General features: G+C 39.8%; 15 protein-coding genes and 1 riboswitch. Of the genes, 14 read left to right on the top strand and 1 reads right to left on the bottom strand.

Translation table 11 applies throughout. The features are described from left to right. Window positions 1–16 precede the first annotated feature (16 nt). From J7J00_RS16030 to pabB, 4 genes are all read left to right on the top strand, one after another. Window positions 17–2263, top strand: a complete 2247-nt coding sequence (locus J7J00_RS16030; protein ID WP_214792105.1) for an AAA domain-containing protein — start codon at window positions 17–19, stop codon at window positions 2261–2263. 288 nt (window positions 2264–2551) lie between these two features. Continuing rightward, window positions 2552–3550, top strand: a complete 999-nt coding sequence (locus J7J00_RS16025) for an LLM class flavin-dependent oxidoreductase (RefSeq protein ID WP_214792103.1) — start codon at window positions 2552–2554, stop codon at window positions 3548–3550. Between the two features lie 93 nt (window positions 3551–3643). After that, complete coding sequence (locus tag J7J00_RS16020; protein WP_214792101.1) at window positions 3644–4666, top strand: LLM class flavin-dependent oxidoreductase; 1023 nt, start codon at window positions 3644–3646, stop codon at window positions 4664–4666. 92 nt (window positions 4667–4758) lie between these two features. Further along, complete coding sequence (pabB, locus tag J7J00_RS16015) at window positions 4759–6507, top strand: aminodeoxychorismate synthase component I (protein ID WP_214792099.1); 1749 nt, start codon at window positions 4759–4761, stop codon at window positions 6505–6507. A 275-nt stretch (window positions 6508–6782) separates the two neighbouring features. Here the strand turns inward: pabB and pdxR are convergent, their stop codons facing one another. Beyond that, window positions 6783–8177, bottom strand: coding sequence for a MocR-like pyridoxine biosynthesis transcription factor PdxR (gene pdxR / locus J7J00_RS16010; RefSeq protein WP_214792097.1), 1395 nt, complete (start codon window positions 8175–8177; stop codon window positions 6783–6785). Window positions 8178–8310: 133 nt separating this feature from the next. On the opposite strand from pdxR, the gene pdxS reads away from it, so the two are divergent. The 10 genes from pdxS (at window position 8311) to J7J00_RS15960 (ending at window position 17257) form a co-directional block, all read left to right on the top strand. Further along, a complete protein-coding gene (gene pdxS, locus J7J00_RS16005; protein ID WP_214792095.1) occupies window positions 8311–9198 on the top strand; it encodes a pyridoxal 5'-phosphate synthase lyase subunit PdxS in 888 nt (295 codons plus the stop codon). A 4-nt stretch (window positions 9199–9202) separates the two neighbouring features. Next, on the top strand, window positions 9203–9799 hold the full coding sequence (pdxT, locus tag J7J00_RS16000; protein WP_309487187.1) for a pyridoxal 5'-phosphate synthase glutaminase subunit PdxT: 597 nt from the start codon (window positions 9203–9205) through the stop codon (window positions 9797–9799). Between the two features lie 156 nt (window positions 9800–9955). Then, a complete protein-coding gene (locus J7J00_RS15995) occupies window positions 9956–10702 on the top strand; it encodes an SDR family NAD(P)-dependent oxidoreductase (RefSeq protein WP_214792092.1) in 747 nt (248 codons plus the stop codon). A gap of 175 nt (window positions 10703–10877) precedes the next feature. After that, on the top strand, window positions 10878–11465 hold the full coding sequence (locus J7J00_RS15990; RefSeq protein ID WP_141994428.1) for a TetR family transcriptional regulator: 588 nt from the start codon (window positions 10878–10880) through the stop codon (window positions 11463–11465). Window positions 11466–11675: 210 nt separating this feature from the next. Continuing rightward, window positions 11676–12209 (top strand): NADPH-dependent FMN reductase, encoded by a 534-nt coding sequence (gene ssuE / locus J7J00_RS15985; protein ID WP_214792090.1) that lies wholly within the window; start codon window positions 11676–11678, stop codon window positions 12207–12209. A gap of 276 nt (window positions 12210–12485) precedes the next feature. Next, window positions 12486–12594: riboswitch (SAM riboswitch) on the top strand. A gap of 171 nt (window positions 12595–12765) precedes the next feature. Beyond that, window positions 12766–12909 carry a YezD family protein gene (locus tag J7J00_RS15980; RefSeq protein WP_141994426.1) on the top strand — a complete coding sequence of 48 codons (144 nt, stop codon included), beginning with the start codon at window positions 12766–12768 and terminating at the stop codon, window positions 12907–12909. A 180-nt stretch (window positions 12910–13089) separates the two neighbouring features. Further along, window positions 13090–13794: a phosphoadenylyl-sulfate reductase gene (locus J7J00_RS15975; protein ID WP_214792334.1), complete on the top strand. Its 705-nt coding sequence runs from the start codon at window positions 13090–13092 to the stop codon at window positions 13792–13794. A gap of 29 nt (window positions 13795–13823) precedes the next feature. Then, window positions 13824–14972, top strand: a complete 1149-nt coding sequence (gene sat / locus J7J00_RS15970) for a sulfate adenylyltransferase (protein ID WP_214792088.1) — start codon at window positions 13824–13826, stop codon at window positions 14970–14972. Window positions 14973–15015: 43 nt separating this feature from the next. Beyond that, window positions 15016–15615, top strand: coding sequence for an adenylyl-sulfate kinase (gene cysC / locus J7J00_RS15965; RefSeq protein WP_061463380.1), 600 nt, complete (start codon window positions 15016–15018; stop codon window positions 15613–15615). Between the two features lie 16 nt (window positions 15616–15631). Continuing rightward, window positions 15632–17257 carry a nitrite/sulfite reductase gene (locus J7J00_RS15960; protein ID WP_214792086.1) on the top strand — a complete coding sequence of 542 codons (1626 nt, stop codon included), beginning with the start codon at window positions 15632–15634 and terminating at the stop codon, window positions 17255–17257. Window positions 17258–17263 lie beyond the last annotated feature (6 nt).

Below are 17263 nucleotides of genomic sequence, written 5' to 3'. Positions count from 1 at the left end.
GTGAGGAAAGTGAAAAATGAATTCGACAGTAAATTATATAAAAGAATGGCAGCAGGCACTTCAACTTGAGATCCTGCATTTGAAAAAGTATGGCAGCACAAAATACCTGGTTTCAAACGGCCATCTGCTTACAAGTGATGGTTCTTTCAATTATTACTTTGAAACAGGTTCATCGATAAAAATCCCTGTCGGTTCCCTTGTTCGACTTGAATGGGGAGGGATTAAACAGGATGGAAGAATCCTTTCATCAGAGGGGAAAAGTATAATCATTGTTTTTGATCGTTCGTTAGGCGATATGATCGGTGAAGCCTTTTTATACCATGATCCTTGGGAATTGCTGGAACAACTGATTGTCCGCTTGGATGAAATCAAGAGAAGCAAAAGGAAAAGGCTTCGGATCAAGCGCCTGATGGATCCGTCCATGCCGCAAAAACATCCTTTAAATGAAAAACAAAGCAGTGTGAAAGAATTATATGCGCGCTCGAAGTTCAATCCTGTCACTTTTGTTTGGGGACCCCCTGGTACAGGAAAAACCTATACATTGGCTCGTACAGTAGCCAATCATTATTTACAAGATAAAAAAATTCTGGTTTTGTCACATAGCAACCAGGCTGTCGATGTTTTGATGGCTGAAATTTCATCATTCATTAAAAAGAAAGATTGTTTCAAAGAAGGCGATGTGCTTCGCTATGGATCTCAAATCGGTGAATCACTAGCCATTCATGATGATATTGTTACAGGGCAATTATTAGGTAAACATGAACCGACATTAGTTAAAGAAAAAGAAGAGCTTGGCGAAGAGAAGCGTCTATTAAAGTATGATTTGGCAGGGTCATTCAGTGAAAGGGATACAGATCAATTAATTGAGATAGAGAAAAAGCTGGCCAAAGTCTTGGAGAAAATCCGCCAAAAAGAGATTCAATTCGTAAAAGAAGCAAAAGTCATCGGGACGACCTTAGCTAAGGCCGCAAATGATGAAACGGTTTATCAAAAAGAGTATGATCTGGTTATTTTGGACGAAGCGAGTATGGCTTACGTACCTCAGGTAGCTTTTGCTGCAGCGTTAGCCAAGCATATTATCGTTTGTGGTGATTTCAAACAATTGCCACCTATAGCTTCGGCTCGTGATTCCCTCGTGAAACTTTGGCTGAAGGAAGACATATTTCATCGGGCCGGTGTCGCCCAGTCTGTTGAAGAAGGAGAACTCCATCCTCATTTATTCCTATTAAAGGAACAGCGCCGCATGCATCCGGATATTTCAGCATTCACTAATCGTGTCGTCTATAACAATTTTGTTGGCGATCATAAAAGTGTTGCGACTAGCAGGGAGGACATAATGCTGTCGGAACCGTTTGCCAATAAGGCAGCAGTACTTCTCGACACTAGCTTAGCAGGGGAATATTGCATCACTGAACGGACATCCCACTCGAGAATGAATTTATGGCAATTGCTTTTATCTTTTCAACTGATTCATGAAGCTTATATGGGCGGATCAAGGTCAATTGGTTATGTTGCCCCTTACCGTGCTCAGGCAGACTTGATGGAAAAACTATTGGATGATTTATATGAGAAAGAACGGCAAACGGCGGATATCATCGCTGCAACTGTACATCGTTTCCAAGGAAGTGAACGTGAGATGATGATCTTTGACACTGTTGATAGTTATCCGCAAAACAGGGCTGGAATGTTATTGACAGGGAGAGAAAGTGAGAGGCTCATTAATGTGGCCATAACAAGGACTAAGGGTAAGTTCGTACATGTATGTGACACTTCATTTGTTAACAAACACGTTTATCGCAGCAAAACACTTCGTCAGCTTGTCGATCATCAAATTCAAAATGATCAAATTGTATCGAAGAAAGACATTGGAAAATGGGTTAAACACCAGCACCCGAGATTAAAATGGATGCATGCCCGTAAATTAGGGGATTTTCAGGAAGATGTTGAATCAACAAAACAAGAGATGGTTATCGCTGTTCCGGATTTGAACAGTTTGTCAGAAGAATGGCAGCAATATTTAATGAAACGAAACCCTGCAGTGAAATTGACGATCATTTCAGCAAAAAGAAACCCTGATATCAGCGCTGATCATTTTATTTCTTCACCTGTTTCCTTCTCCTTTATCATCTTTGATAAAAGAGTTGTCTGGCTAGGTTTGCCCGTAGAGTCCAATAATCGGGTCCAGCCCCCATTTATAGCGGCTCGTTTGGATTCGCAAATAATGGCGGATGAAATACTATCTCAATTCAAAAAAAGTGAATAACTTCGGAAAGGCCCTTAAAAAGGGCTTTTCTTCATTTACATTTATTCCAAAAAAAACCTCGCTAGAATAAATGATGAAATGACCCCTTAAGTCACCCGCGCAATTAATGTATTAAACCAAACACCTCGCTAGAATATACTATTAACTTTTACTCCCTAATTTAGTTTCAACTCCTTATAATTTCCGTTAAAGGCTGCAAACTAAAATAACAAAGCAAGCGTTTCAAGCGACTTTCGACTAGTTATGATTTACCATTAAGTTACGAAAGCCAAGAAAGGCGGTAACAAAATGAAACTGAGCATTTTGGATCAATCCCCAATTGCATCCGGACAGTCAGCACAAGAAGCATTGCAGGCATCATTACAATTAGCGCAAGAAGGGGATAGACTTGGTTATAGCAGAATCTGGTTAACTGAACATCATGATCTGCCGGGATTGGCCTGTTCCGTTCCAGAGGTTTTGATAAGCTACATTGGTGCACAAACAAAAAATATCCGGATTGGATCAGGGGCAGTGCTGCTTCCGCATTATAAGCCATATAGGATAGCAGAGACTTATAATATGCTTGCAACACTTTTCCCAGGACGGATCGATATAGGACTGGGGCGTGCTCCTGGTGGATCTGCCGAAGCAACGATGGCATTATCCGATAATTTTCTTCAGAATGTTTACAAAATGCCAGAACTTGTTCAAGAACTGTTGTATTTTCTAAGAGATGAATTTCCGAAAGAACATCCTTTTTCAGATGTCTCTGCTGCTCCTATCCCAATGGTACCGCCTGAACCATGGATATTGGGAACAAGCGGGAAAAGTGCAAAACTTGCCGCTGAGAATGGCACTGCATATGCGTTTGGTGAATTTATGAGTGAAAGTGATGGCGTACAGAGTTTTTATCAGTACCGTGAGGACTTTCAAACAAAAGGGTTACTTAAAGCGCCTAAAACGATCGTTACGGTTTCGGCCATATGCGCAGAAACAGAGGAACGTGCGAAAGAAATAGCTCTTAGCAACATTCTTTGGAAAATTCAAAGTGGACAAGGGGAAAGAAAGCAGGTTCCAAGTATAGAAGAAGTAAGGAACCATGATTGGACTGAAAAAGAAAAAGCATTGATGGAAACCATAGATAAAAAACTGATTTTTGGTACCCCTTCACAAGTGAAGTATCGGCTTTTGGAGATTCAGGAGAAATATCAAGCAGATGAAATCATGCTGATAACCATCACTCACAAGTTGGAGGATCGGCTTAATTCGTTTCGTTTGATTGCCAAGGAAATTCTTAACAGTTAATCCGTTCGAGCATTTTATGTGCATTTTGTGTGCATTTTCTATATGATGGCTTTGCGTCCAATTAATCATAATTGAAAGAAAGAAGATGAAGATATGAATGCTGATCAACATGCAAAAAAACTTAGCGACATTTCTTTTTCCGTTCTGGATCTGGCTTCTATCGTTGAGGGTGGTACAGTTTCGGGAGCTTTTAAAAATACAGTAGAATTAGCTAAACATGCGGAGCAATGGAATTACAACCGTTTCTGGGTTGCAGAACACCATAGCATGCCTGGGATTGCAAGCTCTGCAACGTCAGTGCTTATAGGCTATGTTGCAGGTAGGACGGAAAGAATTCGTGTGGGATCTGGAGGCATAATGCTACCGAATCATGCACCGCTGGTTATCGCAGAACAATTTGGAACATTGGAAGCAATGTATCCTGGTAGAATAGATTTAGGACTGGGGCGTGCTCCGGGAAGCGACCAATTTACAGCCATGGCACTCCGGGGTGATGTACGTAATAACGGACAGGATTTTCCTGAACAATTGGCACAGCTCCGTAGCTATTTAGATGCGGATTCTAAACATAATCGTGTTCGGGCCATACCTGGCGAAGGACAGGATATCCCGATTTGGCTGCTAGGTTCAAGCGGCTTCAGTGCAGCATTATCAGCACAGCTGGGATTACCATTTTCATTTGCAAGCCATTTTTCCCCTGAAAATACTCAACCAGCTTTAGCTCGTTACCGCAATAATTTCCAACCATCCGACGTTCTCGATAAACCTTATGTCATGGTTGGTATCAATGTATTTGCAGCTGATACTACGGAAGAAGCGCAAAGGATTGCTACATCTTATCAACAGCAGTTCTTGAATTTGATCCGGAACACGCCTGGTCAACTAGCTCCTCCAGTTGATACGATGGAAGGCATTTGGACAGAATATGAAAAGGCCATTGTCATGAAGCAGCTGAACGCTTCCATTATAGGAAATCCAAAAGAGGTTAAAGAGCAGTTGCAGTCATTTTTAAATGAAACACAGGCGGATGAAATGATTATAAACTCTGCCATTTATGATCAGGATGCACGCCTTCGTTCTTATGAAATCATTGCAGAAGTTACTGGAATGAAATAAGTGTCAAAGAATGAGCTTGCAGATTACGTGTCTGCAAGCTTTTTTATAAAATACATACCGATTGTCTTCATAAACAAAGTTAGGAGAGAAGAATGAAACGAGAAGATCCTTTATCCTTAATATTTCACTTCACAGATAAACAAGGTGACAGCCGGCCTCTTTATTTTACGAACCCGAAAAAAGTGTTCACCGCCCATTCAATTGGGGATGTCCTTCCCCAATTCCAAAAAGTCCAGGAAGCGATTCAACAGGGGCATTATGCAGCGGGATATGTTTCCTATGAAGCTGCCCCTGCTTTTGAAAAATCTTTTAAAGTAAAAGATGGAGCCAAGATGCCGTTATTATGGTTCGGGATTTTTGATAAACCGGAAGAAGAATTACCTAAAAAAATGACCGGGGCTTTTAATTTAGCTGAATGGCAATCAGAAACGGATTCCAATACCTATCATTCCGGGTTTCAAAGAATAAAATCCGAAATCGAGAAAGGCAATACATATCAAGTCAATTATACGATGCGTTTACAATCCCAGTTCGAAGGAGATGACTTCGCTTTCTTTAATCGCTTGAAGAGAGCCCAACGCTCGAACTATAGTGCATATTTGAATGTGGGGACACATCGAATCCTATCGGCTTCACCCGAGTTGTTTTTCCGTTGGGAAGATGGTCAGCTGATTACTCGTCCAATGAAAGGAACGGTAAAACGGGGAACGACACTGAAAATGGATCAGCTCAATGCAGACTGGTTAGCAGCCTCGGAAAAGAATCAAGCTGAAAATTACATGATTGTGGACTTACTCAGAAATGATTTGGGAGTGATTGCAGAACCTGGAAGCGTCAAGGTTCCGCAGCTTAAGGCAATTGAAAAATATCCGACCGTTTGGCAAATGACATCCACGATTACAGCCGATACGAATCCCGAAACAACAATCATTGATATATTCAAGGCCCTTTTTCCATGTGGATCGATAACAGGTGCACCTAAAATAAAAACGATGGAGATCATCGCTGATATCGAGAATTCACCACGTGAAGTTTATTGCGGTGCAATCGGGTTTATCACCCCTGAATCCGAAGCCGTTTTTAATGTACCGATTCGTACAGTCGTGATCGATGAGGCAACAGGGAAAGCTGAGTATGGAGTTGGCGGGGGAATCACTTGGGATTCCGAGTTATCGGAAGAATATGACGAAGCTTTTTTAAAAGCCAAATTATTGACTGTGGAAAAGCCTGCTTACAAACTATTGGAATCGATGAAACTCAAGGATGGCGAATATTATTTGTTGAATGATCATATCGATCGGATGAAACAATCCGCTGATTACTTCGATTACCGATTCTCTGAATTGTATGTAAGAGATCGACTCCAAAAGTATGCAGAATTAAACCATGGGACGTTGCAAAAGGTAAGGGTACTACTTAATGAAAATGGTGAAATTGAAGTCTCTGGACAAGCAATCAAGCCCCTTGATTCAGAATTTAAGGCCATCTTGGCTGAAACTCCAATATCAAGTGCAAATCCATTTCTATTTCATAAGACCACCAATCGTGATGTATATGAAGGCTTTCAAAAGAATAATCCCGACTTCCAGGATGTTCTGCTTTGGAATGAAGAAGGATTCATCACCGAATTCACGAACGGAAATGTAGTGGTGAAGTTAAATGGTGACCTCTATACCCCTCCTGTGGACTCAGGTCTCCTTGCTGGAACATTTCGTCAAGACTTGATCAGGAAGAAGGAAATCAAAGAAAAACCCATTTCAAAGGATGACCTAAATAATGCTGAGGAAATTTGGTTTATTAATAGCGTGCGAGGGAAATTAAAAGTGAATTTAACTTTCTAAGCTGATTATTCGTAAAAAGTGAAAATTGAAATCTTTATTGCAGTTTATGGAATGCTTGCGAGTGATGAATACAAGGAGCTTTTAAAAAAATATTCGATTGCTGACGATTCAACCGGAAATTAGGCATGAATATTGGAATACATTCGGCAGGAGTCTCGCAAATTTCTTCAGCCTATTGTGGCTTCATCACAAATAAAAGTCTTGTATTAAAATCATGAAAGTGACCTCATCTTGTTCGACAAAAAAAGAAGTTCACGACAGTGAACTTCTTTTTTTTATAAACCCCATGAGATCAATAAAAGGTGAATGGCCTTTTCCAATTCGGATTCAGGGATTCCTGCAAAGCCCAATATGATTTTTGGAGGGTTTTCGTCTTTTTTTTCAATAGAATATGTCGATAGTCCATAAATTTTAATATGATTTTCATTTGCCTTTTGAATAAGTGTCTCTTCATCCATGCCGTTCTTAACGATGAGGACGATATGCAATCCTGACCGTTCACCAATGATCTTTATTTGCTTATGTGGTTTAAACAGATCAATCACTTTATCCAATTTGCGACGGTAAACTTTCCTCATTCGATTCAAATGCTTTTCGAAATCCCCTTCCTTCATGAACTGTGTCAACACATGCTGATCAATCCGAGAAACGGTGGAATGGTAAAAAGATAATTCCTGTTGATGGATTTGTAACAATGGAGCGGGAAGAACCATATAACTGATTCGAATCGATGGCATCAATGATTTGGAAAACGACCCTAAATAAATCACCTTATCACCAGCATCCATACTTTGTAAGGAAGGAATTGTTTTTCCACTATAACGAAATTCACTATCATAATCGTCTTCGATAATATAGCGGTTTGTTGCCCCTTGGGACCAGTTCAACAATCGCGTCCGTCTGTTAACGGATAGGATCGTCCCATTGGGAAAGTGATGTGAGGGAGTGACATACACGACGTCGATCTTTGAATCTTCAATTTGGTTAACCTTTACGCCTTCTTCATCAATTTGAAGGGGATGGACTTCGTTTGGGTAGCTGCGTAAAATCCGGTGAATCAAGTGATACCCAGGATCTTCAACACCATAGATGGCATTTTTATCGAATAGAAGGACAAGCTGCTGCAATAAAATCTCCATTCCTGCACCAATGATAATCTGTTCGGGAACACATTGTACACCACGTGCATGATACAAATAATGGGCAATTTCACATCGTAATTCATATTCCCCTTGAGAATCCCCCAGTAAAAGAAGATCTTGATGTGATTCATCGATTTTGCTTTTCGTGTATTTTCTCCATTTTTCAAATGGGAAGTGTTCCGTGTCAATTTGGCTGGGATGAAAATGATACAGCAATTCACCTTCTTTATGATTGTTTTTTTCCAAGGATACTTGGTTAGTTTGTGTATACTCTAAATCCTCGAATGTTTGAATATAGTACCCTTTTCTTGGGATGACTTCAACGTAACCTTCAGCAGTCAATTGTTCATATGCAGTCTCGACAGTATTTTGACTAATCTGAAGGAACTCTGCCAATTTACGTTTGGAAGGCAATTTTGTACCGTAAAGAAGACGGCCATCAATGATTTCTTTTTTAATATGTGAATATAATTGCTCGTACAAAGGTATTTCACTTAACCGATTTAAATCACAAGAAAGCATATTCATTTTGTTTCCCCCTTATTTTTAAAAAAGTGCTGACCCCATTAAATTAATTAAAACTGACACTTTCAATGTGGTCAACTATTTTTTATACTAAATCTAACAAATCTAAAAAATGCAAATATTAGGGGGAAAAGAAATGGAAAAATTATTAGGAACAGACACAGTAAAAAGAGGAATGGCACAAATGCAAAAGGGTGGCGTAATTATGGACGTCATTAATGCAGAACAAGCAAAAATCGCTGAAGCATCAGGTGCTGTCGCTGTCATGGCATTGGAAAGGGTTCCTTCCGACATCCGTGCGGCTGGCGGGGTAGCAAGAATGGCAGATCCGCGAATCGTTGAGGAAGTAATGAATGCTGTATCCATCCCGGTCATGGCTAAAGCAAGGATTGGCCATATTGTTGAATCAAGGATTCTGGAATCCATGGGAGTGGATTATATCGATGAAAGTGAAGTGCTGACTCCTGCTGATGAAGAATACCATATTCTAAAAAGTGATTTCACCGTACCTTTCGTTTGTGGATGCCGTGATTTAGGCGAAGCTGCACGCCGTATTGGTGAAGGAGCATCAATGCTTCGTACAAAAGGAGAACCAGGTACTGGTAATATTGTGGAAGCTGTGCGTCATATGAGAAAGGTACAGTCACAAATTCGTAAAGTGAGCATCATGAGTGATGATGAATTAATGACAGAGGCAAAAAATATTGGAGCCCCTTATGAAATTTTAAGAGAAATCAAACGCACAGGTAAATTGCCTGTAGTTAACTTTGCAGCTGGCGGAATTGCCACTCCAGCAGATGCAGCACTGATGATGGAATTGGGAGCAGATGGCGTTTTCGTGGGTTCTGGTATTTTTAAATCTGAAAATCCAGAAAAATTCGCATCGGCAATCGTTCAAGCTACTACATATTTCACCAATTATGAATTGATTGGCCGCCTATCCAAAGAGTTGGGCAGTGCAATGAAAGGAATTGATATTTCCAAACTAGCTCCGGCAGAACGGATGCAGGAACGTGGATGGTAATATGATAACTATTGGTGTTTTGGGATTACAGGGAGCAATTGAAGAACACTTGAACCAAATCAAAGCTGCCGGCGAACAAGCAATTATAGTAAAAAAACCGGAACAGTTGCTGGAAATCGATGGCTTGATCATTCCAGGCGGAGAAAGCACTACGATGAGGAAGCTAATGGATCGTTATGGATTTATGGAACCGATCAAAACTTTCTTCGAAGGTAAAAAACCTATTTTCGGTACATGTGCAGGGATGGTATTGGCGGCCAATGAATTGACTGGCGATGAGAAGGCCTATCTTGGACTAATGGACATTTCCGTGAAACGGAACGGATTTGGACGTCAACGGGATAGTTTCGAGGCTGAACTATCAATCAAAGGAATGGAAGACCCTTATAAGGCTGTATTCATCCGGGCGCCATTTGCTGATGGAATTGGAGAAGGTGTAGAAGTATTGGCTGTTTATGAAGAGAATGTAGTGGCTGCAAGACAAGACCATGTCCTTGTCAGTGCGTTTCATCCAGAATTAACAGGTGATGATCGTTTTCTGCAACTTTTCATTGAAATGGTGAAGACCTCCGTAAGTAAGGTCGAATTGAAAACCTGCTAAACAAATGAAGCTGTCCTATTAATAGGACAGCTTCAATTTTTAAATGCTCATAACACTATAAAAATACATATTGCTTGGATTCAATATTCTTTACTTTTATAATGAAAAAAGTAAGTAACCACTTACATGCTTTTTAGTGGTGAGAGGGGAATGGAAATGACAGCAAGAGTTGCAGTTATTACAGGAGGAGCAAGCGGAATTGGCCGAGCAACATGCTTGAAATTCGCAGCAAAGGGGGACAAGGTCGTCGTTGCGGATTTTAATGAAGAAATGGGACAGGAAACTGTTGAACAGATAAAAGCGGATGGCGGAGAGGCCATTTTTGTTAAAACGGATGTTTCTAAGCAGGAAGATGTTGAATCGTTAATCCATAAAGCAGTGCAAACATATGGAAGGATCGATATCATGTTTAATAATGCCGGCATTGGTGCAGGCGGTATGATCCTCGAACAAGATATGGAGGGTTACTTCAAAACGATTGGAGTGAACCAGCACGGAGTTGCCTTTGGAATCATGGCAGCAGGACGGAAAATGAAGGAGCTAGGTAACAAGGGAGTCATTATAAATACCACTTCCGTGTTTGGCTACTTAGCTTCCCATGGGACTTTTGCCTATCAGGCAACTAAAGGCGCTGTAAGAATGATGACACAGACAGCAGCTTTGGAATTGGGTGCTTATGGCATACGCGTAGTGGGCATTGCGCCAGGCGGGGTTGACACTCCTATCATACAAGGCTATAAAGATATGGGAATCATCGATAAATTGAATGCGAGTCAAATGCGCGGTAAATTAATTAAGCCAAAAGCCATTGCAAATGCCGTCTATCTATTATCGTTAGAGGAAGCGGATGCGATTAATGGAAGTGTAGTCATGGTCGATGATGGCTATGCATCTTTTAAGTGATTTTCTGAAAAGGAAAACATCGTCCCAATCAGACGATGTTTTCTATTAATGATATATGGGAATATTGAATTCTAATAGATCAAAGGTAATATGTTGACCGATTGATACCATCGAGATATCATGGAAAATAGATTGGTGAAACCGGTCTTATCTTTATAAAAGAAGGTTGATATTTTTGAAAAAAGGGCAGCAAACCAAAGAACGAATCATAAATGTAGCCCGGACTCTTTTTGCCACTAAAGGTTTTGACATGACAAGAACGAATGAAATTGCCTCTGCATGCAATGTTTCCGAAGCTACTATTTATAAATACTTTGACAGCAAAAAAGATTTGCTTTTGGCTACAATTACCCCTAATGAAAAAGAGGAATCCGAAGATGGGACTAGCCATCTATCTACGGATGAACTAGTGGAGAATCATGTTTGCACCATGATAAAAAAAATTCTTGAAAATAAAGAACAGTTTTCGATATTATTTAGGGAAACACAATTCGATCAAGATATTTCAAAGCAATATGTAGATCAGATTTTCAAGCCAAATGCCAAGCATATTGAAATACAGAAGAGAATAGATAGCGGAGAGATACAATATATCTCTGATATTATCCTATTTAATGTAGGGATCATTTCTTTTACATTGGCATTATCCACACATTATGAGATCCATCAACAAAAAAAGGAGCCATATTTTACTTCTGAACGAATTAAGAGCATTGCTCAACTTTTGGTATATGGTATTCATGGTAAACAAAATCATACATAATGAAACGGTCATATTGAAGGGCATGAGCATCAAGCCGCAAATATGACCGTTTTATTTTCATTCAGAGTCGATGAAGTCAACTAGTGAATTCATTAAACCCCAGTGTAAGATTTGACTTATATTTTTCAGACTATTACGATAAATGCATACTGCACGAAATGCTTTACGAAGATTTTATCTTTAAATCATGTAACATGGGAGGGGTATTAAATGAGTGATATCGTTATTTTATCAGGAAGTCCTGCTATACCTTCAAGAACGGACATTTCACTAAAACATATTCAATCATTAGTCGAAAAAGAAGGATTTACCACAGCTTATTTCTCAATTACGGATTTCTCAGCAGATGATTTATTTCAAGGGAAATATAATAGCGAAGATATCTTAAAGCTTTCAGAGAGAATTCAAGCAGCTAGAGGAATCATTATTGGTTCACCGGTTTATAAGGCTTCTTATACAGGTGTATTGAAAGCCTTGATTGATTTGCTGCCAGAAAGTGCTTTTAAGGGTAAGCCAGTTCTGCCAATCATGATTGGTGGAAGTAACAGGCATCTATTGGCGATTGACTATGCGCTTAAACCATTAATTTCAATATTAAAAGGCGAGCCGCTGCAGGGCATTTATTTTGTTGATAAGGAAATAGATAAACAGAATTCAGAAAAACCGATTAATGATTCGCATTTAATTGATCGCGTCCAGAGTCAAGTTCAAGAATTTGTAGAAGCGATACAGTTAAGAAATTAATGACTTCAAGTAATCCCCTCTTCAAAAGGACAGAAATTCAAGAATTTTTTTAAAGTAAGGATATACGTCAATAATAGGCTTTTTATGAAAATAGACTTATTTTTTTGGAGCCCTTATCTAAAAAGACAAGTCTATTTTCTTATTTATATGAACATAAAATCATAAATTGAATAGTGTGTATAAAAATAACAGTTCATCCATAATATTAAACCAAGTTATTTTATAAGAAAACTCCATTGACAAGGATTAAATATATGTTAATATTTAAAATAATAAAACTTATCCAGAGCGACGGAGGGAATTGGCCCTTTGAAGTCCAGCAACCTGCATGATGGATGCAAGGTGCTACCTCCAACAAAATGTTGATCATTTTGGAAGATAAGGTAAAGATATTTACCTTGGGATCTTTCCATCATGGAAAGATTTTTGTTTTTTTGAAAAATTGCAGGCAAACCATAACAATGTAAGGTTGTATGGAATTATATAAATCTAAGAAATTTTTTTAATCAGTGTTGAAAATAAAATATTCGCGGATTTTCTTAAAGGAGGAACTGGTTTGGAAAAAGAGAATCAGCTTGAAGAAATATTTGAACGACTTCAAGAAATGCTTAATTCAATGAAATATGGATCCATTACACTTATTGTCCAGGATGGTAAAATCATTCAAATGGAAAGAAATGAAAAATTAAGAATTAAATAAGGTATCTGCTGACTAGAAAAACTAGAGGCGGGTTTAACTGATATAAAGAGAGTATTGGTTAGATTCGTCTCTTTTTCCTAGAATCAAATAAACTGGGGAAGATTAAAACGGATATTGATTAACAGTACTCTAACCTGATACAGCAAGTTTTTAGAGGGGGCTACAAAGTTGGCTGGATTAATAAACTATAAAAATTTCAATTTAGGGGAATTCCCTGTATTTCCTGAAGACAGTGAAACAAAAGGTGCTTTGGAAGTTCTGCAATGGGCGAATGACCATTATGGAAGCAAACTGATTTATGCTTGCAGTTTTGGTATTGAAGGCATCGTGCTTACGGATTTATTGGCGAAGGTCAACCCTTCGGCAAAAATTGTTTTCCTTGATACAGATGTTCATTTTGAGGAGACTTACCAATTGATCGAGCAAGTGAAAAAGCGCTATCCAAAGCTTTTGATCGAAATGAAGAAACCTGCTCTGACGCTTGAGGAGCAAGCAGCGGAATATGGGGATGAATTATGGCTTAGTGATTCCAATAAGTGCTGTAACATCCGTAAAATCATCCCGCTTACCGATGTGCTTTCAACGGCAACAGCCTGGCTTTCGGGACTGCGGAGGGAGCAATCCGAAACAAGGGCTTTAACCGAGTATATCAATAAGGATAATAAGTTCAAGTCAGTTAAAATATGTCCACTCATACATTGGACATGGAAAGATGTTTGGCGCTACGCCCACAAAAACGGACTTCCATATAATATCCTGCATGATAATGGATATCCGAGCATCGGATGTAAAACGTGTACAGCACCTGCATTCAATGCAGATGATTTACGCTCAGGCCGTTGGCAAGGAGCCCAAAAAACGGAATGCGGATTGCATTTATCATAAATAAATAGAAACCATAGGGGGAATTTAGCATGACAATCAGTTTACCGCACGGAGGAACATTAATTGATCTTTGGGAACCAAAATATGATTTTAGTAAATTAACAAAATCAATCGAAATCGATGAAATTGCTTTAAGTGATCTTGAATTGATAGGCACTGGTGCCTACAGTCCGATTAAAGGATTCTTTACAAAAAGTGACTATGAGGCAGTGGTAAAGGATATGAGGCTTAGTAGCGGGCATGTATGGAGCATCCCGATTACGCTGCCTTTGACCGAAGAAACTGCAGAAACCCTTACTATAGGTGATGAAGTAACGTTGACTCATGAAGGTGAAACATACGGGGTTCTCACCGTTTCCGATATTTACACTCCGGATAAGCAATTGGAAGCGAAATTAGTATATCAAACGGATGATGAAAAGCATCCCGGAGTGAAAAATTTATATAACCGCGGTGATGTATATGTCGGCGGGGAAATAAAGTTGATTAAGAGAATAGAGCGTCCGCTATTTCAAGCTAATTATCTGGACCCAGTCGAGACAAGGAAAGCTTTTGCTGAAAAAGGATGGGAAACGGTTGTTGGTTTCCAAACGAGGAACCCTGTTCACCGTGCACATGAATACATTCAAAAGACAGCATTGGAGATTGTCGACGGCTTATTCTTAAATCCTCTCGTAGGTGCCACTAAATCCGATGACATTCCGGCAGATGTAAGAATGGAAAGTTATAAAGTGCTGCTTGAAAAATATTATCCTAAGGATCGCGTCTCTCTTGCAGTTTTCCCTGCTGCCATGCGTTATGCAGGACCTAGAGAAGCCATTTTCCATGCGATGGTCCGTAAAAATTATGGTTGCACCCATTTTATCGTCGGACGTGATCATGCGGGTGTGGGCGATTATTATGGCACATATGATGCTCAAAAAATCTTTGGGAATTTTAACGCCGATGAGTTAGGGATCACGTTATTATTCTTTGAACATAGTTTTTACTGTAAAGCATGTGGCAATATGGCTTCTGCTAAAACTTGTCCGCACGGCAAGGATGACCATGTCATCCTGTCTGGAACGAAGGTAAGGGAAATGTTGCGTAATGGAGAAATTCCTCCTGCTACCTTTAGCCGTAAAGAGGTCATCGAGGTGTTGATCGAAGGTCTAAAAAAGAATGAAGTTTTTAACTGATTGGACATAAATTGAAGGATCACATGAAGAGGGGGATTATTATATGAGTAAAAGTACGAATGTCACTTGGCATGAAACGTCATTGACCAAGGAGCTCCGCCGGAAGCAAAACGGGCATGAAAGCACAGTTCTATGGTTTACAGGGCTCTCGGGATCCGGAAAATCAACGATTGCTAACGCGGTCGCTAAAGAGTTATATAATCGGAATATTCGAAGTTATGTTTTGGATGGTGATAATATCCGCCACGGTTTAAACAAAGATTTAGGTTTTTCTGAAGAGGATCGAACCGAGAATATTAGGCGGATCGGTGAGGTTTCCAAGTTATTCGTGGATAGTGGGCAGTTCGTATTGACCGCCTTCATATCCCCATTCAGGGCAGATCGGCAGATTGTACGTGATTTACTCGAAGAAGGGGAGTTTATTGAAGTATACATAAAGTGTCCGATCGAAGAGTGCGAAGTGCGTGATCCAAAAGGTCTTTATGACAAGGCGCGTAAAGGAATCATTAAAGATTTTACCGGAATCGACTCTCCTTACGAAGAACCAGAACAACCGGAGATCATTTTAGAATCCGACCAATACAGCATTGAAGAGTGCGTTGAACAGGTAATCGGCTATTTGACAGCAAAGAAAGCGATCTAATCAAGGAGGAAACATAATGGTTTACGAGAAATTTTGGTCGGGAAATCCACTAATCGCTAAAAATAAAACGGAAATATGGAAATTGGAAAAAGACGGATTGAAGATATTCGATGATATTCCACATTACGCTGCAAATGGTTTTGATTCCATCCCTAAAGAGAATTGGGATATGTTCAAGTGGGCAGGTCTATACCTGCAACGGCCAAAAGAAGCTGGTTACTGGATGATGCGTGTCGTTATTCCCGGAGGTATCCTGACTTATGATCAACAGATAACTCTAGCTAACATCGCTAAAGATTATGGGAGGGATGTATATGATATTACAACCCGTCAAGCCATTCAATTCCACTGGTTGACCATCGAACAAGTCCCGGATATCTTAAACCGTTTGGATAAGGTTGGATTGACTACGGCCGGTGCATGTGGTGATATCACACGTAATATCATCGGTAATGCATTGGCAGGCATCGATCCTGACGAACTTTTTGATACACGCGAAGTACTTTATGATGTATTTGAGTATTTCCGCCTTAACGAAGACTATTCGAACCTTCCTAGGAAATATAAAATGTCCATAAGTGCTAATATCCATAATGCTTCAAATGCTGAAATCAACTGTGTTTCATTCAATCCAGCCACTAAAGTAATTGATGGAGTAACGGAAGTTGGTTTTCACGTGAAAGTAGGCGGTGGGCTATCCTCCGTTCCGATGCTGGCAGAAGAACTTGACTTATTCATTTTACCTGAAAAAACAGTCGAAGTAGCGGCCGCCATCACGACGATATTCCGTGACTTTGGGTACCGTGAAAAACGTCATCGCTCGCGTTTGAAATTCCTTGTCGCTGATTGGGGTCCTGAACAATTCAAGGAAAAATTGCTGGAGTACACCGGTCCGCTTCCTGAAAAGGGTGAAAGTGCGGTGAAAGGATGGAATGCAGGCTATTTCTACGGCATCCATAAACAAAAGCAAGATGGTCTGAACTATGTTGGAGTCAATATACCAGTTGGTCGTCTAAATCCAGACGAAGTGATCGAGTTTGCCGAACTTGCGAAGAGATATGGAAATGGTGAAATCCGAAACTGTAATTCTCAAAATCTGATCATTCCAAATGTGCCGGATGCAAAACTTGAGGAATTAAAACAGGAATCCATCTTTGAAAGATTTCCATATCAACCAAAAAAATTCATTGGTTATTCCGTTTCTTGTACAGGCATCGAGTATTGTAACCTGGCACTCGTTGAAACAAAAAAACGAATGAGGACCATATCTGAATCATTGGACAAGGAAATAGATCTCGATGTACCTGTAAGGATGCATATGGTCGGTTGTCCGAATAATTGCGGTCAAAGAGCCATCGCTGAAATAGGGCTTCAAGGCATAAAAATGAAAAACCAGGACAAAAAGATGGTCGAAGCTTTTGAGATATACGTCGGAGGAACGCTGAATGAAGGCGGTAAGTTCAATGAAAAACTTAAAGGAAAAGTGGAAGCTGAACAGCTCTATCATGTTCTGAAAGAACTGATCCTATTTTTCAAAGAAACAAAACTCCTATCAGAAACCTTTCTTGATTTTGTGGAAAGGGTAGGGATATCGCAGTTACAAAGTAAGCTTGATGATATATTAACGGAAGTGGCCGTTTAATAGGGG

Origin of the sequence: Bacillus sp. ISL-4, from assembly GCF_018613275.1 — a bacterium.
Lineage (GTDB): Bacteria > Bacillota > Bacilli > Bacillales > DSM-1321 > Peribacillus > Peribacillus simplex_E.
Note: the sequence above shows the minus strand (reverse complement) of the source record. Positions and strands in the feature narration are given on the sequence as shown.

Excerpts from the sequence above, each read along its gene's own strand:
- cysC (WP_061463380.1), top strand. The coding sequence starts at position 15,016 with ATGAGTAAAAGTACGAATGTCACTTGGCATGAAACGTCATTGACCAAG.
- pdxR (WP_214792097.1), bottom strand. The coding sequence starts at position 8,177 with ATGAATATGCTTTCTTGTGATTTAAATCGGTTAAGTGAAATACCTTTG.
- sat (WP_214792088.1), top strand. The coding sequence starts at position 13,824 with ATGACAATCAGTTTACCGCACGGAGGAACATTAATTGATCTTTGGGAA.
- J7J00_RS16020 (WP_214792101.1), top strand. The coding sequence starts at position 3,644 with ATGAATGCTGATCAACATGCAAAAAAACTTAGCGACATTTCTTTTTCC.
- pabB (WP_214792099.1), top strand. The coding sequence starts at position 4,759 with ATGAAACGAGAAGATCCTTTATCCTTAATATTTCACTTCACAGATAAA.
- J7J00_RS15960 (WP_214792086.1), top strand. The coding sequence starts at position 15,632 with ATGGTTTACGAGAAATTTTGGTCGGGAAATCCACTAATCGCTAAAAAT.
- J7J00_RS15995 (WP_214792092.1), top strand. The coding sequence starts at position 9,956 with ATGACAGCAAGAGTTGCAGTTATTACAGGAGGAGCAAGCGGAATTGGC.
- J7J00_RS16030 (WP_214792105.1), top strand. The coding sequence starts at position 17 with ATGAATTCGACAGTAAATTATATAAAAGAATGGCAGCAGGCACTTCAA.
- pdxS (WP_214792095.1), top strand. The coding sequence starts at position 8,311 with ATGGAAAAATTATTAGGAACAGACACAGTAAAAAGAGGAATGGCACAA.
- ssuE (WP_214792090.1), top strand. The coding sequence starts at position 11,676 with ATGAGTGATATCGTTATTTTATCAGGAAGTCCTGCTATACCTTCAAGA.
- J7J00_RS16025 (WP_214792103.1), top strand. The coding sequence starts at position 2,552 with ATGAAACTGAGCATTTTGGATCAATCCCCAATTGCATCCGGACAGTCA.